The organism is Psychrilyobacter piezotolerans, from assembly GCF_003391055.1.
Taxonomy (GTDB): Bacteria; Fusobacteriota; Fusobacteriia; order Fusobacteriales; family Fusobacteriaceae; genus Psychrilyobacter; species Psychrilyobacter piezotolerans.
Map to the genome: position 1 here is coordinate 50,472 of NZ_QUAJ01000010.1, position 19,225 is coordinate 69,696.

A 19,225-nucleotide genomic window follows, 5' to 3' on the forward strand; every position below is an offset into this window, starting at 1 on the left:
ATTACATCAACCTCCTAATAAAAAACGATATCATACACCAAAACTTCAATTTTATTATTTAAGAAGATTTTTAAGAGTTTCATAAACAAACTTTGGTGCCACATCAAAGGAATATTTCCTTTCGATTCTTTCTGTGTACTGGTGAGCATCTTTACCAAATGGCCCTATATTTACTACCGGCAGATTTAATTTTTGCATATCCTTTATAGGAAGGTTGTACTTACTTCCAAAGGCAGGCATATTAAGAGTCAGCGTGTCTAAGATTTTTTCATCTTGAGGTGCTGAAACAAAACTCAGATCTGAAATATAAGGATAAAACTTTTTATTTATAACGTTGTAACCGTGATCATGGCTTTCTACTGCTTTAGAAACAGACTCTAAAAGTGCTATTTCCTTATCGTTTGACCCGTTTACATAGATATGTGGGTAGTATGGCGGCGAATAGTATAAGATTACTACCGGGTCCTTATCCGACCATAAAGATTGCACCTTTTCAATGATTTTTAGACCAAAATCTCTTTCGTCTATCTCTTCTTTACCTAGAAGTTCGTTCTTATACTTTTCTATAATCACTTCCAGTTTCTCTCCCATTTCTGCGTGAACCAACTGATAAAGTTCATCATAGGTTAACACCCTTGGAACCCACGGAAGTTTTGTGTGAGGGAACTTACTTGAAGCACAGAAATCTATGTATCTGTCATTAAGAAGATCCACTACACCTTCAAATGCTCCCTGAGCAGCTGTCTTCATCTTCTGAAGCACCATATCGGGCGTACTTATGTGAGTAGCATAGTTAAAGTAAAGATTAGCTGTCTTTGGAATCTGTACCGAATACTCCTCTTTTAAATCTCTGTTTCTAAGAGTAATCGGCGGCAGGGATACCTCTTTGTCCACTACATCTGAATACTCTATATTTTTATCTACCTCAGTTATGATCGCACTGGTAATTAAGTTTGGATCCAGACCTTTATATGGCTGACCAACATGTGTTTCTTTTCCTACTACATAGAAAGAAGGCATCAGTTTCCCCACTGTTCCTACATATATATATTTTTGCTCATCATTTTCATAACGGGGAGCCATATAGTCAGTATCTACTACTGCCTGATATTCAAATCCATGTTTCTCCTGAAGTCTTACAAGCTCTGGAACAAATGCCAACATTCCTCCTGAACTTCCTTCCTCATCTCCAACTGCTGCAAAGACAAGATTTCCTTCAAACTCAGAAATATTCTTTGTAATATCTTCCATTATTGTCATAATAGTGGCAACTCCGCACTTCATGTCAAAGATTCCTCTACCAAAAAGCCAGTTTCCTGAATCTAGGTCCTCTTTTGCATCCGCTGGAAGCTTTAACTCCTTAAGCTTTTCCGCAAGTTCATATGGTTTTGTGGCATACTCTTCAAAACCACTATAGTCACTAATTCCAACAGTATCTGAATGTCCGATTAAAACTATTGTTTTGTCACTAGGAGCTTTTTCTCCCTTAACTATAGCAACTACATTTTTTCTATTTACCAGATCATCTTCGAAATCTAGAAAACTTAAAAGTTCTGGATGTTCCTTGTAGTATGGCATACCAGCAAAAACTTCATATATCTTGTTACTGGCATCTATCTCTCCGCTTGTTCCTACAACACTAAGTATATTTGTTAAATCGACTGTTAAATTCTCAATTTTTTTCGATAACGTTAAATCCCCGTTTGTTCCTAAAACACTAAGTACATTTGTTGAATCGACCGTTAAATTCTCAATTTTTTTCGATAACATTTAATTACCTCCTTTAAATTTTAGATCCAAAGATAACCTTTCTATGGATAACTGATAAAAAATAACCATAATAAAAGTCCTCTTACTATAAGTATAGTAAGGGGACTCATTGAGCTTCATAAAACTTCAAAAGGAATTGAAATTAATTTTAATTAATCTTTTCGGCACTGAACAAGAAGGTTTTCAAAAAATTTAGTCAAACTTACTCTACCTCCCGTAGAAGAATATCCTCTTAGTTTTTCCATTTCCAGGCGGACTTCTTGAAAATCAAAAAGAGTATTAGAATATTTTATAAAAATTTCACTTAAATTATCTTCAATACCAACATGAGAAATATTTTTTAAACCTACAATTATTGCTCTTCGGATCCGTTGCTTTAAAACCTTGTTTTTAGAATTTAGAACTTTTGAAAGAGTTTCCCAAGGTTCACTGCTCTTAATTTTTATACATTCATTACAGATATCTAAAATATCATGTCCTCCCTTCTCTCCTAAGATCCCCAAATTACTAAGAGTAAGCTGAATCTGCTCCGTATAATTAAAAATAGGAGGGTTTTGTATTTTCTGTGGAGTTCCAAAAATTTTCTGAACCATAGAGATTTGTTTTTTTAGATTTATTTTTTCAGTCACTGATTTTATTATATTTATCACCTCTATTATATTAATTGGTTTGTGAATAAAAAATTCTATTCCTGCCGTATATGTTTGTGCCACCATCTGAGGGTTGGAAACCTGTGAAATCATGATACAAGATATATCGGAGTTATCTTTCAAAATATTTTTGACCAAAGCAGCACCATCCATCCCCGGCATTAAATAATCCACCAGTATAATATCCGGGCAATATAATTTTATTTTTTCCAGGGCCATAGCACCATCAAGGGAAGATCCAACCACTTCTCCCAACTTATTATTCATAACAATATCTTTTAAAATCCTAATGATACTAGGATCATCATCAACAATAAAAATTTTCACAAGACTCCTCCTCTAAATTTTTTTTGGGTAGTTTAATAGAAAATATCGTTCCTATTTTGTATTCGGTATCTACTGATATAGTACCTCCAAATTTTTCATCAATAAGGTCCTTAACAAGGGTTAACCCTATTCCTCTATTAATATTTCCTGTTTCAGGGTCAAATTTAGTTGAAAAACCAGGACTAAAAATATGTTTTAAGTGTTCCGGTGCAACTCCTCCCCCAGTATCTTTTACTGTAATTAATATAAAATCTTCCTTTGCAGAAATATTTAAAATAACTGTGGGATTAAGTGCACTTTCTGAAGCTTCAATTGCGTTTTGAACCAAATTTGAAAGAATAGACATGAAATAATAATGGTTTTTTACAAGGGCATTTCCCGAAAGAATACATTTAAACATTACCTTTTTCTTTTCTTTTAGCTGTTCCTCTATATTTAAAGTAAGAAGACTGGTTATGGTTTTCAGATCTAAATCCGATAGTTCCATAAGTTCTGGAAATGTTTTTTTTATGCCCTGTATTACCATGATATAACTTTTTTTTATCTCATGAACCTCTTTAGTGAGGTTCAAAAGGGTTTCTTGAAGCTCAGATGAAACTTTTTGTAGTTCTCCCATTTTATAGGCTTGAAAGGAATTTTTCATAACTTCTTCAATATGTCCCATATTCTTTTTCATAAAATAAATTTCACTTTTAAATGTTGATGTAAGATTCAGCAAATAACGGTATCGTATTTCATGCTCCTGATTTATCAAAAATGATTTATAATGTTTCATAGAAACTATTAAGAAAAGCAGAAGTCCGCTTCTTAAAAGTGCTATAAGCAAAAGTCCTTTTAAAATGTTTAAATTCATACCCTCAATACCCACTCTAAAAAGCATCTCCACAATGTTTGACCCGTAGTCGCAAATAATAGTGGTAACTACAAAGCTGCTAACCGTTTTATGTTCCTTCCGTTCATAGCAAAGGTGAAAGATAAATCCATAGGTCAGGTAAAAAGACACTTCCGGCAGAGTCATCTCTAAGGCTACATCAGGTTTATGTTGAAACAAAAGAGTCATATAGCGTATAAAAGGAGATACAACTGCAGTCACTGCGCAGATGCTTTGCGCCTTCATGTTTTCATTTATGTAGATAAAAAAAGGAAGAAAAACAATAGATATAGTGACAATAAAGCCCTCCTTAAAAATCGAAAGATTAAAGCAGGCAAGAATTGCTATTGTAAAGGATATGATGAATAACTGATAAAATTTTGATCTGATCATGGATTGTGCTCCTTTTTCTAAATTTAATAGTATTTATTTTTTGAATTTTATTATTCACTATCATATATTTAAACAATAGAGTATACCACCAATTATTGGCAAATTAAAATTAAAAAAAAGCTACCATATGACAGCTTAAAAATGTTTGCTTAGGAGGGACTTTTTTTAGAAGATACTGTTAAATTAATGCCTAGAAAAGGTAAGGTTAAAAAAATAGAATCAAGGAAAAAAGAGTATCATACCGATAAAAAAAGGATAGAAGAGGGATGCAAGAAACAAATAATAGAATTGAAATAGGACATTACTAGAGCATAAAAAAAAATAGACCAATAGAGTTCTCCCTATAATACTTCATGGGGAGAACCCACTGTTGCATTCAATGACATTCTAGGGAATTTTAGGTACTATCCCCATAATTTTTTATTGTTTCTATAAAAAAAATTACGTAATTTAATTTTAGCTCTATTACCTTCCTGAAATAGAATGTTTGTAGTTAAACTGTTAACTGAAAGTTTTGTACGGTAAACAAAATCACCTTCTAGATTTTTATTATTAAAAATGGCCCTATTGTTAATATTCACAAGTAAGGTGCTTTGAAGATTTTTTTTAAGAATTATTTTATATCCTTTTTCCTTTGAATTTTTCATTTCTTCATAAATTTTATTATAAAAATCTTGGGTTGTCATAATCAGTTACCTCCATACCGTTTTTTAATATATGTATATAATCAGTTATCTCGATTCCATTGTTTTAATATATACATATACAACCATATAAATCCTTTTATTATTTATTTTTAAGAAAAGGTAGCTTCTAATACTTCAAAAAATAATAGGAGTATAAGCATTAAAGGAGTATAAATTATAGATAGATATAAAAAATAGAATATAGAGGGGTAAGGATGAGTACAGAAAAAATTAAAGGTATGGAGACAAAGGGAGAGGGATTTATAGTATCATGGACAAATTTAAAAAAATGTGGGTACATCAAATGTAATGGGAGGAAATTTTTAATAAATGACAAAAACTTTGGATATGATGAAATCGAAAAAATAGAATTATTAGAGGCTTTAAAAGGTAAAAATAGATATCTCAAAGTTGAATTTATTATAGTCACCATTACTAAAAGAAATACTTTTTTAAAAAAAATAAGATTAAAAAAAATAAAAAGTAAGGATGATTTATATTTTGAGGAGATATTTTTAGGAGAAAAATCATCTTAAATAAAAAACCTGGAAAAAAAAATAAGTTTTAAGCAAAAAAGTGGTAATATCATATTGTTTTTTAATAAAATTTTTACAAAGGAGAAAAAATTATGTTATGTAGTACTTTTATCGATTTAATAAATGTGATTGATCCAAATTTATTTAGTTCTTTGGAAGTCTTAGAACTTAAAATTAATTCTTTAGGTTTTGAAGTAGAACAACAGATTAATCCAGGGATAAGAAATAATTTGAAAATTAAGAAAGAAGATATGTTTTTTCACCTTATTTATGGAAATTTAAAAAATAAAATTAAGAGTTTAATTTTTCATCTTGGTTTTTCAAAAGGAAAATTTTATAGGATGAGTAAAGAAGAACTAAAGAAAAATAAAGAGGAATTATTGATTCGCTTCCCAATTTTAAACGATAATTCTAAATATGAAGTAAAATTAGAAGTTAATTATATAGCTATAAATTTTTTAAAATAATTTTATGTAAAAGGAGAGCTGTTGAAACGGCTCTCCTTTAGCAGTTATAAATTGAATGTACACGTAATTTGGATAGACCAAAAATGGTCCTACCTTAAAATCCTTTAACTTTCAGTTTTGAGCATCTGTTAAGTCTATCTGCTGTACAATCCCACCAACTGAGCCTCTTCAATTATATGACCCTCCATAGCTTTCTCTAGCTCCTTCTTGGAGGAACCCTCCCTTAAATTTAACAGCTTATCCAGAGCATAGAGCTTAAAATAATAACGATGTGTTCCCCCAGGGGGACAGGGCCCTCCATAGTTTAATTTTCCAAAATCATTTTTCCCTTTTTCAGCCTTTATCTGTTCTCCCTCGGAGATTCCATTTATAGAAGCTTCCATGTTCCAAACCACCCAATGGACCCAGGTACCCATGGGGGCGTCGGGATCATCTACTATAAGGGCCAGACTCTTGGTATCTTCAGAAACATTTTTAAATTTGAGGGGGGGTGAAAGGTCCATTCCATCACATGTATATTTCTTTGGAATAGCTTCTCCATTTTTAAAAACCGAGCTAATTATTTCCATAAACTTCCTCCTAATAGGTTTATTATGATTACATCATATAATTTTCTGTTACAATAAGCTATACAGCACGATAATCTATTAAAAATTCAAAAAAAACCTTTACCCCCACCGAACAACTTCTGTAATCGACTTACAGGGTCTTGCATTTGGACTTTCATCAGGATATCCAAGCGATACCGCAGCCACCATCTGACCTTTCATTTCGTTTATCCCCCCTCACAATGACGAAGTTCCACGGTTGTCGATTTTTTCCTGAAGGAGCTTGGGTTGCCGCCGTTAATATTGTATGAAGAGATCCTTCCGGTAAAGGAGTGTTCTTGAACTTGCAAATGCTTCTTCTTGTCGTAATTGCCTCTAATGTATTCATATTATATATAACCTCCTGTTTGTGTTATTGGAATATGAGCTGCAGGTATTTTCAAATATACTCATAATATATATTTCATTATAAATTCAGCCTTGTCAAGTAAATAACATTTATATAGAATTGAATTCATTCATCTAGATATAATAATTGAGAAAATTCCAGGCATAATGAGTCATGCCGGTTAATTGTATAACTATTGAGAATCTGTTTTTTCAAAAAAAAAATTGTTCTGGTTAAAATTGTAATTTTTTATATTTTGCTCCTTACTCAAATGAGATTTTTTTGAATTTTAGCCCTTGCATATTCATCTATTAATTAAGGCTTGTCCGGTAAAAAACAAGCTTTTTATGAATTACATACTAACTTAAAAAAAATAAAAAATAAAAAAATACTGTATCTTATAAATAGGAAGGTTTTATGCCCATGAAGTCGAGAGCGGGCAATTATAACTAGAACTACTTCAAAAAAGGAGGTAGAGAGATGAAGATATTAAAAAAGGATTTACGCTGATCGAGTTACTGGTGATAATAGCAATAATAGGTATACTATCAACGACATTGGCTCCAAAATTAAGGAGAAGTTTGGCCAAGGCCAAGGATGCTAAGGCGGTGGCAGTATTAGGAGCAGCTAGAATAGCAGGAAGTGTAGCTGTTACAGATAGGATGGTTAAAAATGACAGCGGGACTCTAACTATTACCTTTGAAGACATAACTTCCGGGCTAGATACTAAAACGAATGAGCTCATAGATGACACGAACGATAATAAAATCCCGGTGGGAGGAATAGAAAAAGATGATGGAACATTTAAATACGGGGGAGCCGTTATGCTAAACGACGGAACTCAAAATTTAACTGAAAGTACTACCTCCATAACCGTAACAGATGATTTACAATTGATTTTAACAACAGGAATAGAAGGAGATAAAAGTACCGAGGGTAAATTATGGACTTCATATTAAAAGGGTTTGAGATTTCAAATCCTTTTTTATTATTTTCATTCTTGTATACAATTGATATATTGATTTGAAATTTTGTTTAAGGCGTGGGGGATCATAGCAAATAAAAATTTGTTTTTATTAAGAACATCAAAAATTGCGGACAAAATTCACAGAAAATCAAGGACAAAGTAATAAAAAGATACTAAATTTATAATACCACTTCAAGGTAATTTTATTAGCCTTCAAATGAAAGTTACGAAAAAATTAAAGCGCAACTTTCATTCAAGAGGTTAGTAAAATATCGTATCTAAATAAATTAGTATCTAATCCCATCTTTATAATTTTCTTTAAGTTTAATTTGTCCATTTTCATAATAGTCAATCCATTTCCCATTTCGTCTGCCATCTTTATATTCTCCTTTAAGCTTGATTTTCCCATTTTCATAATAATAACTCCATTTCCCATTTTTTCTTCCATTTTTACGATTTCCTTTACCTTGGATTTGTCCATTCTCGTAATAGGCAATAAATTCCCCATTTTTTTCCCCATTTTTATAATTTTCTTTATCTTGGATTTGTCCATTCTCATAATAGAAAATCTTTTCCCCATTTTTCCCTCCTTTTTTATAATTTTCTTTAAATTTGATCTGTCCATTTTTATAATAGCCAATCCTTTCCCCATTTTCTAATCCATTTTTATAATTTTCTTTAAGTTTGATTTGTCCATTTTCATAATAGAAAATAAATTCTCCGTTTCGTCTTCCCTCTTTAAAATTTCCTTTAACTGCGATTTTCCCGTTTTCATAATGGGTAATACCTTTTCCTGTGTATGGAATTTCTTTGTTTATTTCATAACCTATCCCGTTTCTGTATCTCAATTGTGATTCTCCATAACTCATTAAACTTACACTAATTATTAAACTTACACTAATCATCAATAATATTTTTTTCATGACTACACCTCCTTTCTATTATTTTTTCTAGTATGTCAAAAAATCCAAGATTTCCTTTCTTTATCTAGAATTAGTACCTTATAAAAACTCTATATTTTATTATGCTTTTTTTGAGATTTGATTTTTTTTTTAAGTTAGTAAATTTTTCATAAAAACGCCACCTACCACCAGATATGTTATAGTTGATGACTGAATATTGAAAGTGCAAAATTCAAAATTAATTCATTTTCATAATCAAAATAAAATAGTACAACAATTTAAATCTGATAGGATATTTTCAATTATTTTTGACACACTTTAGAGTTAGGTTAAAAATAACACGTTTATATAGAATAAAAATAGATCCCTAGACATCTATTACTCCTGATCTTAAAACGCCGACAGTGACATTATGTAATACAAAATAATTTTTATATATAAAATTTGCTACTAGAACTATCAATGGAAATGTTATATATCACAACACTCTTGTGAAAAAAATGTTTTTGAACATTTGATAGAAAAAAAGAGCCCTAAGGCTCTTCTTTACATAGATTTCAATTTCTCTTCAGCTTCTTCTAAAACATCATAGTAGAGATTAAGGTCGTAATCATTGTATGATCCACACTTTCCAAAGATTGTTTCCATGATACAATATAGATTTTTACCATCATTATCCTTGATGCATTTGAGATAATACTCTAAGTTTCCGCTTACAATCTTATTCATCATTTTAATCCCTCCCTGTGTTCTTGTTATTTTTTTAACTATACCGCTTAAAATAAAAAATTCCTTTAATGAAGTAAAAAAAAATTATTTTATGTTAACATCCAATTTACAATGAATTTATTTATTAACTTAAAAGGTAAAACTCTGAAGAACAAAAACAAATCTTTTCAATATATTTGTCGTTATCTTTATTTAATTACTTAAAGAATAAAAAAAAGAGAGCCAAGATTTCCCTTAACTCTCTACTACTTGAAATTAAATATAATTCTCCATTAATTTCTGATTTTTTATTATATCTCTATACTCTTTCCTATCCATCTCCTCTCAATTTCTTCTGCAATGACTAATGAATTTTTGTTGTTTGTCATCACTACATCTCCAATTGGACTCCAAATAGAACTTTTCCCAATAGGTTCCCATCCACCAGTTGGTGCATTGTGATTTGCCATACCAACTAATATTTTATGATTTAAAGCATAATCTTTTAATTTCTTAGTATCAGCTTGATATCCATTCTCAGTTATAAGAACCCCTGCCAAATATATATCAGCACCTTCATTAACACATTTTTTTACATGTTCTGGATTATTAGTGTCAGCACAAATAGCAATAGCTATCTTTTTATTTTCTATCTCTAAAAATACATGGGATTTACCTGAAGAAAAATATGCATTCTCTCCAGAGTGAAGATTCATTTTAGAATAAGTAGAAACTTCCCCTTTGGGTGAAATAATAATAGCACCGATTTGTAATAATTCATCTTTTTTTATAGGAGCTCCTACTACTAGATACATATTATTATCTTTAGCTGCTTCAATCAGCGGCAATAATCGAATATCATCAATTTTAAATGCCAGATATTCTGCTATTTCAGGCTCATAGCCAGTTAATGATAATTCAGGAAATACAATAATTGATATATCTTCAGTCTTTGCTTTTTTTATAGCTTTTAAATGAAGATTTATATTAACTGAAACATCACCTTTAATAGATGATATTTGAGCAACTGCTATTTTCAGGTTTTTATTAAAATTATTCATACATCCTCCTTGTACCTATAGCTTTAAAAATACCTTTTTCTACATAAAAAGCTTCACAAAGCTTATCACCATCTAAAGTTATTATGTTTCCGTTAATAAATACGGTCATTTTTAACATCTCCTTAGAATAATTTATGATTGTCTATTATTATGCCCTAGTATATCATAAATAATATATAATTAGATATTATGATTCTCCAAATAACCCTTTTATAAATTTACATTATTTCAATAATTCCCGCCCCACTTTCGATTTTCTCTTTTTACAGTTTTAATCTATTTTTTCTCCCTCTGTTTCAAGAATATTTCTTCCCCATTTTTCCATAAGATCCAGTATCTCTCCAAGACCTCTCCCTTTAGGTGTTATTTTATACTCTACTCTAGGAGGAACTTCCGGATAGACTTTCCTTTCTATAAACCCATTTTTTTCTAATTCCTTTAGGTGTTCAGATAATACTTTTTTACTTATGCCGGGAACTATCTTTTGCACTTCACTAAATCTTAAGACCTCTTTATTAAGATGCCATACAATAAGTGATCTCCATTTCCCTCCTAATACATCTATTGTAGTTTCTATAGGGCACTTATATTCCTTATTGTTCCATCTATACATAACTTTCCTCCTGATCTTTTATTATTTATCTCTATTCTATCATGATATAATAACTTTTCCTGTATTTATTCAATTTCGTTAATTTTTTCAAAAAAACTTTTTTTCTTCTAAGAGAGTCTTTCTCACAAAAGGAACCTTTAGGTAACCTGACTACTAAAAAGTGCCTTCTTCATAAACTTTTTTATCTATGTTATTCTTATCTTGTCTCAAAAGACATAAAAAAATTTATTAATATTTAGATATAATTTAGGAGGTAACAATGAGGTATCCAAGAGCATTTTCACATATTGGAATTACAGTGTCAGATTTAGATAAAGCCGTTAAGTTTTATGAAGAGGTTATGGGGTGGTATATTATTATGAAACCCAGTGAAGTAGTAGAAGAAAAGGTAACAGCAATAGGTCAGATGTGCATAGATGTCTTTGGTGAAGGATGGGGTACATTTAGAATAGCCCATCTTTCTACTGCAGATGGTATAGGAATTGAGTTATTCGAATTTCCTAATAACAACAATCAACCTCAAGCTGAGTTTAAGCCTTTCCAAACTGGTGTATTCCACTTCTCGGTAAAAGATCCAGATGTAGAAGGTTTAGCAGCTAAAATCGTAGAATGTGGCGGAAAACAACGAATGCCAATAAGAGAATACTACCCAGAAGATAAGCCATACAGAATGGTTTATATGGAAGATCCTTTTGGAAATATTATAGAAATTTATTCTCATTCATATGAACTTCACTATGGTGCCGGTGCATACCAACATGAACTACATAATTAAAATAAAGCTGCAATAATAATAACCTTAAGCAAAAATAGTCTATAGAGAAGTTATTTATATAATTTCCGTGGTTTAGTTTTATGTGTGTTTTTCCTTTAATAAAAGCCTTGCCTTGCGAAGTAGGGCTTTTGTTATATCTTAAACATTATTGTTAAAATATTTTATTATCTATAGAAATTAAATTTGACTTTTTATAATTTATAATGAAGACTTTAAATAAGAAGACCTGTTGATCTTCATATTATCAACCTTTTAAAAGCCTTGACTTGCGAAGTTAGGGCTTTTATTATGTATACAATAAATCGGCAGTGTAGTTTCTCTGTTTTCACTTTATAGAATTCCCTTGCAGGAGTCTCATATTTTCCTTTCTTCTATTTTTTCCCCATTGTTTCCTCCTATTTTAAATTTTTTGTACATTTTTTTGACTTTTTGTATTTTTTAGAGTAATAATAATATTGTGTTAATGTTTATTCCACTAGATATTAATACCACATCTTTAGTAAGAAGCTCTCGTCGACTTTACGAAAGCTTCTTACTTTTTTTATAGAAAACCATCCTCATCTAGATAATCAACTCAATCTCCTAAAATTATTGACTTTTGTATCAAATTTTGCACAATGATGTCGTGATGAAATAAAAGAGTTTTTCTTAGACGTTATTCTCTCCCAAGCTATTTCATTGTATCTGGAGCTCTTAATAAGAGCTCCTTTATATAGTTTCACAAGACCCTCATCTTCCTATGTTGCTCCCTCGTAGGGAGTAAAACAGTTAGAATAAAAGGAATCTCTTTCTCCCTTTAGACATTTATAAATTACTTTTTATCTATAAGAAATTTCTAATACTTGTCGCCTCAAGAGAGAGAGTAAATAGATTCTAAAGATTCCATCTTTAATACGGGTCTGTTTCTTGTCTTGACACAAGAAATAGACGAAAGAAGGTAGACTCCTCCTTCTTATGGTTTCCCGATTGACGAGTACGAAATTTTCTTATAGTTATAAGAAAATTACGATGTCAAAGAGAAACCGAAGCTATAATCATCTTGTCTTTGTGAGTAAGTCACAATTGTCATTGTAGAAACACTACTGCTGAAGCTCAACGACTATAAACTTCAAAAGATAAAATTTGAAAATAAAGTCAGTGTCAAAAGAAGGTTTTAACCAATAAAAACCTTTGTGTATCTCTTCATCTCTTTTCTTAGTGCTGAAGCATCTCTGAGAATCTCAGTATGTTTTGAGTTACAGGAATGCTGATATTGTAATTCGTGACAAAAAAAATTAATTTATTTACCCCTGCTGGGTAATTGAGTTCCCGCCGACTTAATATTTAAATAGTTTCCCGCTTAACTATTTCCCTTTAAATAAAAAAAAAGGAACATAAAAACAGATTAACCACGGCTAGACCAGACTCAGCTCTATTCTTAGATCAGGTAAGGGTAGGAACCTTTAAAGAATAGATGAGGCAGATGACCTGGATGAAGAAGTGAGAGCATGGCTCCTAAAGTATGCTGTAAGCTGCAGAGAAAAGGTGAAGATAGAAAATTCCAATATTGAGAAAAAAAAGAGAGAGAAAAGTAAAAAAGATGGATTAATCCACCTTTTTATAGATTCCTGCCTTACAATCTGGACATTCTGGTAATTCTTCATTGTCGCTTTCGATTATCAGTTCCAAATAACACATCACACACATATAAGTTCCTACATCTGGTTTTTCACCTGCTACATACATAGAATCTCACCTCCTAAAAAAAATCATAAAGATTTTAAAATATATTATCTGTTAGAAGTATACCTCCAAAACTTAAAAAATGACTAAAAAAAAATATAATAAAGGAGAAGTTTTTATGAATTAAAAAAATAGGAGTAGAGATAGATACGGTATCAAATGGGAGCTTTAGTATGAGCCATGACACCTTCCCTTTAACAGCGGTCTGGCTGAATATATAAGATCAAAAAAAGTAGGATTTATCCTGCTTTTTTGTTTAAAACTTACTTCCAACCTAATTTTACTTATCCAAAGCTATAACTACTTCTTATTTTTTAATATTTCAATAAATTTTTTTCTAAAAATTGATTACCACCTAAAATTAAAACTTTTTTCATTTTGATACCTCCATGACTTATCTTAGCCATTAAAAACAGATAAAAATTTATTTGATTCAATTATTTCAACTTTTAAAGAAACATCTTTTTTTCTAATAACACCTCATTAGAAAGCAGTATTTTCTTGCTTTTATTTTCCCATCTTTAAAATTTCCTTTAACTTTGATACGTCCATTTTCGTAATAGGTAATTCCTTTACCTTTTTTTCTCCATCTTTATAATTCCCTTTTCCTTCGATTTTTCCAGTTTCATTATAGGTAACCCATTCTCCTTTTTTCCCCCCATCTTTATAATTTCCTTTACCTTTGATTTTTCCATTTTCATTATAGGTAATCCATTCCCAGTTTTCACCCCCATCTTTATAATTCCCTTTTCCTTCGATTTTTCCAGTTTCATTATAGGTAACCCATTCTCCTTTTTTTCCCCCATCTTTATAATTTCCTTTACCTTCGATTTTTCCATTTTCATTATAGGCAATCCATTCTCCTTTTTTTCCCCCATCTTTAAAATTTGCTTTAGCTTTGATTTTTCCATTTTCATTATAGGCAATCCATTCCCCTTTTCTTAATCCATCTTTATAACTTCCTTTAAATTTGATTTTCCCATTTTCGTAATAGGCAATAGCTTCCCCTGTGTATGGAGTTTCTTGATTTGTTTCAAAATACACACCGTTTCTGGTTTGTAATTGCTCTTTATCAATTGTTTTTCCATAACTCATCAAACTTATACTAATTATTAATATTAATAATAATTGTTTCATTTTCTTCCTCCCTTTATTTTTATTGTCGTTTTAAGTATGCTTGATAATATTTTAAATTTCAAATTAAAAAAAAGGATTGGTTTCTAAAAAAATAACAAAACAAATTTATGGTGATAGGGGAAATTAGGAGTCTGAAGATGATAAAAATTTTGGAAGGTCATTGCAGACACCTTGCTTTTAATGGATGTTTGGCTGAATATGGAAGATCAAAAAAAGCAGGATAAGCCCATCCCGCTCTCTTATTTGCTATTAAATAATTACTTTTTGTACTAATCCATTTGCTTATAGATATCTCGCCCTGTAGCCTGCTTATTCGGAGTCAGCATCAGCTCACACACCTGGATATTTTGCGGCAATGAAGTCGTATATACAATAACTTCGGCTACGTCCTCCGAAGTCAGGGCTTCTATTCCTTTGTATACATTTTCAGCTTTTTTATCGTCTCCCCTGAACCTGACATTTGAAAATGGAGTTTCTACCATTCCCGGCTCTATATTCGTTACCCTGATAGGTGTATCTATAAGGTCTATCCTCATTGCATCGGATAAGGTTTTTACTGCTGCTTTACTGGCACAATAAACTCCTCCACCTGAATATGCTACCCTGCCTGCTGTAGACCCTAAATTTACCACATGCCCATCTAGTTTTGCTTCCAACATGAGAGGTATTACTGTTTTAGACACATATAGCAGCCCCTTTATATTTACATCTATAACATTGTCAAATGAGCTGTATTCACTTTCGTGGATCTTATCCATTCCCAATGCCAATCCGGCTGAGTTTACCAATATGTCTATCTGCTTCCATCTGTCTTCCAATGAATTTATCTTATTTTTTACTTCTTCTGAATCGGATATATCCATTTGCAGAAGTTTAATTTCAATATTTTTAAATCCAAGTATCTCATTTTTTAGTTCCTCTAATTTATCCATTCTTCTAGCCACCAAGATCAAATCATAAGACTTTTCTGCATATCTAAGTGCCGTAGCTCTCCCTATTCCCGAACTAGCTCCTGTAATTAAAACAATTTTTTTCATCTCTGCCCCCTGTGTAAAATTTAAATTTTTGTTATATTCTTTTTTTATTTTATCCTTTTTAACCTCTGTGTACAAGTTTTAAATTTTAAATTTTCTAGTCGTTCCGTTCATTCTTTAATTTTAAAGGCGATACTGCTTTTATATTAATTATTCTACTAAGAACGATATACAGATTAAGTTCTCTCAAAGTTCTTAGATTATGTAATAATCTCTAGAAATCTTGGGGATGCCCCTTTGAAATGAGGACTGTAGCCCGTAAGCTTGTGGCTATTTACCCCTCCTCCTTGCCATTTCTTATATTATGGTGTATAACTAAGATGTAACTCAAAACTATTTATAATAGTTCCCATATCTATATATTAACAAAAGGAGACAAGATGGCCGACATTACCCACTGGGTTGAAGAATTTGAAGACCATATGCAGGAATATGAAATATTTATATTCCACCTGCAGCAAAAAGTTGAAAAAATTCTAAAAGACAATAATATCTTCTATGTAAAGACAGAAGCTCGTGTAAAAAGTCTCGAAAGTTTCAAAAGGAAATTAGAGATAAAAAAAGATAAGTATGAAAATCCATTGGAAGAGATGACAGATATCCTGGGTATTCGTATAATTACCTATTATAGGGAAGATCTCGACAGTATTTTAAACCTCCTCAAAGAAAATTTTAAGATCGATTATAAAAACTCAACGAATAAACTTAAAAGTTTAAAATATAATGAGATGGGCTACCTCTCTCTCCACTATATCTGCAAATATAAGGCTTGTCAAAAAAATCTTTTTGGGTGCCATGATTTTAAATTTGAAGTACAGATACGGACTGCCCTACAGCATATTTGGGCTCAGATAGATCATCAATTGAGATATAAAACCCTTGTTAAAATACCCAATAAAGTTCAAAGAAAATTATTTAGAATTAGTGCCATGTTAGAAAGTATCGATGATGAATTTGATTCTATTAAACACGACGTTCAGGTAGTTGAAAATTTTTATAAGGACAGATTTAATGAAAAAGAATACAGCCTTCGTCTGGATATTTCCAGTATCAATTTTTATCTGAAATACAACGACAAGTTTATAAGATCTATCTGTAAAAAGTTAGGTGTCTTTCATTTTAATAATTTTGAAGTAGCCAAAGAGGAGAATTTAGAGAAAAAATTGATTACATTTGCACTGCAGTTCAACAAAAACAGAGTTATTTATATTGAAGAATTAGTTAACAGTATCTATAAAAATACAGGCCTTATCCTGGAAAACTTAGATGAAAATACCTTAAAAAAAATAAACTATCTGGTTAATTCCAGCTGTTCTTTTATCATAACGTTTTTACACTTACTTCATGAAGAACCTCAAAAATTAAAAGAACTTTATAAATTAGAAGATTCCAGTTTAGAAAAAATAAGGGATCTCAGAAAAATCATCTTATTGGGGGAACCTAATTAAAATAACCATTCAACTGTAAAAGACTCCTAAATTTAGGAGCCTTTTTTCAATAGAGCTAATTACTGACAACATATATGTTGTCGAACTCCAAGATTGTTTATTAAAAAAACCTTTTAATCATTACAGTTTTTCTGCTTAATATAAAACTTTAAAATCCTCATAAGTAGTCTCTAAAGTTTCAATCTCTTTTATTTCATCCACATGACTAAAAAAATTACCCTTTTTAATCTCCTTCAATATCTCTTCATGTCTGCTGCTGTCTATGACTACTTCTACACTTCCATCAAACAAATTTTTTACCCGTCCGTTAAATTTTAATTTCTTGGCTAATTCCTGAACAAAATACCTGAATCCTACTCCCTGTACTCGGCCGTAAACAATATATTTTTTAGTCATCCATCATCATTCCCTCCAAGATATCCGATTCTGAAACTATAATTTCATCCCTTTCCAAAATTTCCATTATCCACAACAACAGATAGGTTCCCGGGATGATTACCCCTGCTCTCTTTGGATGCAGACCTGCTATTTTTTTTCTCTCTTCCAGGGATTTACTTAAAAATGTATCCAGATTTTTTAAGATCTCTTTTTTAGTCAGCCTGTACATGTGAACCCTGTCGGTATCATACTCCTCCATCCCCAGGAGTACACTGACATGGGTAGTAACGGTCCCGGCTACTCCTACCAATGTAAATGACCGATCTTTATACTTAGACAGTTTTTTTAAGATTTCTTTTACCCAGACTTCACCACTTAAAAGGTTATCTTTTTTCTTAAAGAATTTTTCTCCCAGCCTTACTGCACCTACATTGAAACTCTCTATATATTCAATATTGTTTTTATCCCCTAAGATAAATTCGGTACTCCCGCCGCCTATATCAAATACCATAATTTTTTCATCAAATTCAGATACAGCTCCGGAAAAACTCAATTTTCCCTCTTCTTCTCCTGTGATACAGTGGATATCGAAATTTGTCGTGGCCTTCACCCGGGAGATAAATTCCTCCCTGTTTTCAGAGTCACGGGTAGCAGAAGTTGCAGTAACCTTTATCTCTTCTATACCATATTCATCTATTTTTTCCCTGTAGAGTTTCAGCGTCTCTATGGTTCTGTCCATAGCATCCTTCCTTAAAACCCCGGTCTTATCCACATCCTGCCCCAGCCTTGTTATTTCCATTAATTTTAATATTTTATTGGTAATTTTTCCATCTTCCAATTCACCTATGAATAACCTGCATGAATTAGTCCCGATATCGATCACAGCCTTAGTTTTTTTTATATGGGCCTTAGTCATTGTCTCCACCAAACATACTTCCTAATATTCCCCCTGCTATTCCTCCAGCCAGCATGTCTCCGCTGCTGTTACTCTGTCCCCTATTACTTCCCACTGCTGCACTTAGTCTTTCAGCTAATTTTGATATTGGCATAGACTGGATGTATACAGTTCCAGGCCCCTGTAAAGTGGCCAAAAACAATCCTTCTTTACCGAACATGGCATTTTTAAAGCCTCCTACAAATCTAATATCGTAGTTTACACTGGATTCAAATCCTACAACACAGCCTGTATCCACTCTCAGAGTTTCCCCGTGAGCTAATTTTTTTTCAACTATGGTTCCCCCTGCATGGATAAAGGCCATCCCATTTCCTCTTAATTTTTGAAGGATAAATCCCTCTCCCCCAAAGAATCCTGCTCCCAATCTTTTAGTGAAAGCCACATCTATATCTATTCCATTGGCCGAACACAGATAGGAATCTTTCTGACATAAAAATTCTCCGTTGAATTTTTTTAGATCTATGGGAATTATCTGCCCCGGGTATGGTGCAGAAAATCCAACTCTTGATTTTTGATTCCCTTCATTTAAAAATGTTGTGATGAAGAAACTCGTCCCAGTTATCATTCTCTTGAAACCGCCAAAGAGTCCACCCTTGTTTTTTGTCTGCATATCTATTCCGTCTTCCATGTAGGTCATAGCTCCTGCCTCTGCTCTCACTCCCTCCCCGGGATCTAACTCTATCTCCACTAACTGGATTCCTTCACCTTTAATTTCGTAATCTATTATATCTGCTGACATCTTATTCCTCCTGATATTCTTACTTATAATATTTTATTCTCTTTATTTTAGAACCTGTTTTTACTATATTTATTATTACATAACAATTAAAAAATTGAAAATTAATTTTTTCTCACCTTTTTTATCTTTATAAAATATTATATCCTCTGA

The 19,225-nt window shown here is 31.6% G+C and carries 21 protein-coding genes; 5 read left to right on the top strand and 16 right to left on the bottom strand.

All coding sequences use genetic code 11. The features are described 5' to 3' along the window. Positions 1-54 precede the first annotated feature (54 nt). From DYH56_RS07090 to DYH56_RS07105, 4 genes are all read right to left on the bottom strand, one after another. Positions 55-1,770 (bottom strand): M20/M25/M40 family metallo-hydrolase, encoded by a 1,716-nt coding sequence (locus tag DYH56_RS07090; RefSeq protein ID WP_114642175.1) that lies wholly within the window; start codon positions 1,768-1,770, stop codon positions 55-57. A 152-nt stretch (positions 1,771-1,922) separates the two neighbouring features. Continuing rightward, positions 1,923-2,747, bottom strand: a complete 825-nt coding sequence (locus DYH56_RS07095; RefSeq protein ID WP_114642176.1) for a DNA-binding domain-containing protein — start codon at positions 2,745-2,747, stop codon at positions 1,923-1,925. Further along, positions 2,728-3,798, bottom strand: coding sequence for a sensor histidine kinase (locus DYH56_RS07100; protein WP_158539093.1), 1,071 nt, complete (start codon positions 3,796-3,798; stop codon positions 2,728-2,730). The genes DYH56_RS07095 and DYH56_RS07100 overlap by 20 nt, the downstream gene beginning before the upstream one ends. A 617-nt stretch (positions 3,799-4,415) precedes the next feature. Next, entirely contained in the window at positions 4,416-4,697 is a 282-nt protein-coding gene (locus tag DYH56_RS07105) for a hypothetical protein (protein ID WP_114642178.1), read from the bottom strand. A gap of 215 nt (positions 4,698-4,912) precedes the next feature. Here DYH56_RS07105 and DYH56_RS07110 point away from each other — a divergent pair, with 215 nt between their 5' ends. Next, entirely contained in the window at positions 4,913-5,233 is a 321-nt protein-coding gene (locus DYH56_RS07110; protein ID WP_114642179.1) for a hypothetical protein, read from the top strand. Between the two features lie 92 nt (positions 5,234-5,325). Then, positions 5,326-5,700 (top strand): hypothetical protein, encoded by a 375-nt coding sequence (locus DYH56_RS07115; RefSeq protein WP_114642180.1) that lies wholly within the window; start codon positions 5,326-5,328, stop codon positions 5,698-5,700. A 134-nt stretch (positions 5,701-5,834) separates the two neighbouring features. On the opposite strand, the gene DYH56_RS07120 is transcribed toward DYH56_RS07115, so the two are convergent. After that, a complete protein-coding gene (locus tag DYH56_RS07120; RefSeq protein WP_114642181.1) occupies positions 5,835-6,269 on the bottom strand; it encodes a YbhB/YbcL family Raf kinase inhibitor-like protein in 435 nt (144 codons plus the stop codon). A gap of 157 nt (positions 6,270-6,426) precedes the next feature. Next, positions 6,427-6,636, bottom strand: coding sequence for a nitroreductase family protein (locus DYH56_RS16460; protein ID WP_199532988.1), 210 nt, complete (start codon positions 6,634-6,636; stop codon positions 6,427-6,429). A 488-nt stretch (positions 6,637-7,124) separates the two neighbouring features. Here DYH56_RS16460 and DYH56_RS07130 point away from each other — a divergent pair, with 488 nt between their 5' ends. Next, a complete protein-coding gene (locus DYH56_RS07130) occupies positions 7,125-7,595 on the top strand; it encodes a type II secretion system protein (RefSeq protein WP_114642182.1) in 471 nt (156 codons plus the stop codon). A 295-nt stretch (positions 7,596-7,890) separates the two neighbouring features. Here DYH56_RS07130 and DYH56_RS07135 read toward each other — a convergent pair whose 3' ends face one another. The 4 genes from DYH56_RS07135 to DYH56_RS07150 all read right to left on the bottom strand — a co-directional run bounded on the left by DYH56_RS07135 (position 7,891) and on the right by DYH56_RS07150 (position 10,887). Beyond that, the gene (locus DYH56_RS07135; protein ID WP_114642183.1) at positions 7,891-8,526 is read right to left on the bottom strand and encodes a toxin-antitoxin system YwqK family antitoxin; all 636 of its coding nucleotides are present in this window, start codon (positions 8,524-8,526) and stop codon (positions 7,891-7,893) included. A gap of 525 nt (positions 8,527-9,051) precedes the next feature. After that, positions 9,052-9,237 carry a hypothetical protein gene (locus DYH56_RS07140; protein ID WP_114642184.1) on the bottom strand — a complete coding sequence of 62 codons (186 nt, stop codon included), beginning with the start codon at positions 9,235-9,237 and terminating at the stop codon, positions 9,052-9,054. Between the two features lie 287 nt (positions 9,238-9,524). Next, on the bottom strand, positions 9,525-10,274 hold the full coding sequence (locus DYH56_RS07145) for a carbon-nitrogen hydrolase family protein (protein WP_114642185.1): 750 nt from the start codon (positions 10,272-10,274) through the stop codon (positions 9,525-9,527). 271 nt (positions 10,275-10,545) lie between these two features. Next, positions 10,546-10,887, bottom strand: coding sequence for a winged helix-turn-helix transcriptional regulator (locus DYH56_RS07150; protein ID WP_114642186.1), 342 nt, complete (start codon positions 10,885-10,887; stop codon positions 10,546-10,548). Positions 10,888-11,146: 259 nt separating this feature from the next. Here DYH56_RS07150 and DYH56_RS07155 point away from each other — a divergent pair, with 259 nt between their 5' ends. Further along, on the top strand, positions 11,147-11,662 hold the full coding sequence (locus DYH56_RS07155) for a lactoylglutathione lyase family protein (RefSeq protein WP_114642187.1): 516 nt from the start codon (positions 11,147-11,149) through the stop codon (positions 11,660-11,662). A 1,584-nt stretch (positions 11,663-13,246) separates the two neighbouring features. Here DYH56_RS07155 and DYH56_RS07160 read toward each other — a convergent pair. The 3 genes from DYH56_RS07160 to DYH56_RS07170 form a co-directional block, all read right to left on the bottom strand. Further along, entirely contained in the window at positions 13,247-13,387 is a 141-nt protein-coding gene (locus DYH56_RS07160; RefSeq protein ID WP_114642188.1) for a zinc ribbon-containing protein, read from the bottom strand. 504 nt (positions 13,388-13,891) lie between these two features. Next, a complete protein-coding gene (locus DYH56_RS07165; RefSeq protein ID WP_114642189.1) occupies positions 13,892-14,521 on the bottom strand; it encodes a toxin-antitoxin system YwqK family antitoxin in 630 nt (209 codons plus the stop codon). A 269-nt stretch (positions 14,522-14,790) separates the two neighbouring features. Continuing rightward, positions 14,791-15,558, bottom strand: coding sequence for an SDR family NAD(P)-dependent oxidoreductase (locus DYH56_RS07170; protein WP_114642190.1), 768 nt, complete (start codon positions 15,556-15,558; stop codon positions 14,791-14,793). 377 nt (positions 15,559-15,935) lie between these two features. Between DYH56_RS07170 and DYH56_RS07175 the strand changes: the two genes are divergently transcribed. Next, positions 15,936-17,003, top strand: coding sequence for a GTP pyrophosphokinase (locus DYH56_RS07175; RefSeq protein WP_114642191.1), 1,068 nt, complete (start codon positions 15,936-15,938; stop codon positions 17,001-17,003). Positions 17,004-17,138: 135 nt separating this feature from the next. Here the strand turns inward: DYH56_RS07175 and DYH56_RS07180 are convergent, their stop codons facing one another. From DYH56_RS07180 to DYH56_RS07190, 3 genes are read right to left on the bottom strand one after another with little or no spacing between them, the layout of a single operon-like run. Beyond that, positions 17,139-17,399, bottom strand: coding sequence for an acylphosphatase (locus tag DYH56_RS07180; RefSeq protein WP_114642192.1), 261 nt, complete (start codon positions 17,397-17,399; stop codon positions 17,139-17,141). Further along, positions 17,392-18,297, bottom strand: a complete 906-nt coding sequence (locus DYH56_RS07185; protein WP_114642193.1) for a Ppx/GppA phosphatase family protein — start codon at positions 18,295-18,297, stop codon at positions 17,392-17,394. Before DYH56_RS07185 ends, DYH56_RS07180 begins: the two co-directional genes overlap by 8 nt. Then, a complete protein-coding gene (locus DYH56_RS07190) occupies positions 18,290-19,075 on the bottom strand; it encodes a TIGR00266 family protein (protein ID WP_114642194.1) in 786 nt (261 codons plus the stop codon). Before DYH56_RS07190 ends, DYH56_RS07185 begins: the two co-directional genes overlap by 8 nt. Positions 19,076-19,225 lie beyond the last annotated feature (150 nt).

Bases quoted from the DNA above. Each gene is read 5' to 3' on its own strand.
- DYH56_RS07105 (WP_114642178.1), bottom strand. From the start codon at position 4,697: ATGACAACCCAAGATTTTTATAATAAAATTTATGAAGAAATGAAAAAT.
- DYH56_RS07180 (WP_114642192.1), bottom strand. From the start codon at position 17,399: ATGACTAAAAAATATATTGTTTACGGCCGAGTACAGGGAGTAGGATTC.
- DYH56_RS07115 (WP_114642180.1), top strand. From the start codon at position 5,326: ATGTTATGTAGTACTTTTATCGATTTAATAAATGTGATTGATCCAAAT.
- DYH56_RS07185 (WP_114642193.1), bottom strand. From the start codon at position 18,297: ATGACTAAGGCCCATATAAAAAAAACTAAGGCTGTGATCGATATCGGG.
- DYH56_RS07135 (WP_114642183.1), bottom strand. From the start codon at position 8,526: ATGAAAAAAATATTATTGATGATTAGTGTAAGTTTAATAATTAGTGTA.
- DYH56_RS07145 (WP_114642185.1), bottom strand. From the start codon at position 10,274: ATGAATAATTTTAATAAAAACCTGAAAATAGCAGTTGCTCAAATATCA.
- DYH56_RS07155 (WP_114642187.1), top strand. From the start codon at position 11,147: ATGAGGTATCCAAGAGCATTTTCACATATTGGAATTACAGTGTCAGAT.
- DYH56_RS07190 (WP_114642194.1), bottom strand. From the start codon at position 19,075: ATGTCAGCAGATATAATAGATTACGAAATTAAAGGTGAAGGAATCCAG.
- DYH56_RS07110 (WP_114642179.1), top strand. From the start codon at position 4,913: ATGAGTACAGAAAAAATTAAAGGTATGGAGACAAAGGGAGAGGGATTT.
- DYH56_RS16460 (WP_199532988.1), bottom strand. From the start codon at position 6,636: ATGAATACATTAGAGGCAATTACGACAAGAAGAAGCATTTGCAAGTTC.
- DYH56_RS07140 (WP_114642184.1), bottom strand. From the start codon at position 9,237: ATGATGAATAAGATTGTAAGCGGAAACTTAGAGTATTATCTCAAATGC.
- DYH56_RS07165 (WP_114642189.1), bottom strand. From the start codon at position 14,521: ATGAAACAATTATTATTAATATTAATAATTAGTATAAGTTTGATGAGT.
- DYH56_RS07160 (WP_114642188.1), bottom strand. From the start codon at position 13,387: ATGTATGTAGCAGGTGAAAAACCAGATGTAGGAACTTATATGTGTGTG.
- DYH56_RS07150 (WP_114642186.1), bottom strand. From the start codon at position 10,887: ATGTATAGATGGAACAATAAGGAATATAAGTGCCCTATAGAAACTACA.
- DYH56_RS07090 (WP_114642175.1), bottom strand. From the start codon at position 1,770: ATGTTATCGAAAAAAATTGAGAATTTAACGGTCGATTCAACAAATGTA.
- DYH56_RS07175 (WP_114642191.1), top strand. From the start codon at position 15,936: ATGGCCGACATTACCCACTGGGTTGAAGAATTTGAAGACCATATGCAG.
- DYH56_RS07170 (WP_114642190.1), bottom strand. From the start codon at position 15,558: ATGAAAAAAATTGTTTTAATTACAGGAGCTAGTTCGGGAATAGGGAGA.
- DYH56_RS07120 (WP_114642181.1), bottom strand. From the start codon at position 6,269: ATGGAAATAATTAGCTCGGTTTTTAAAAATGGAGAAGCTATTCCAAAG.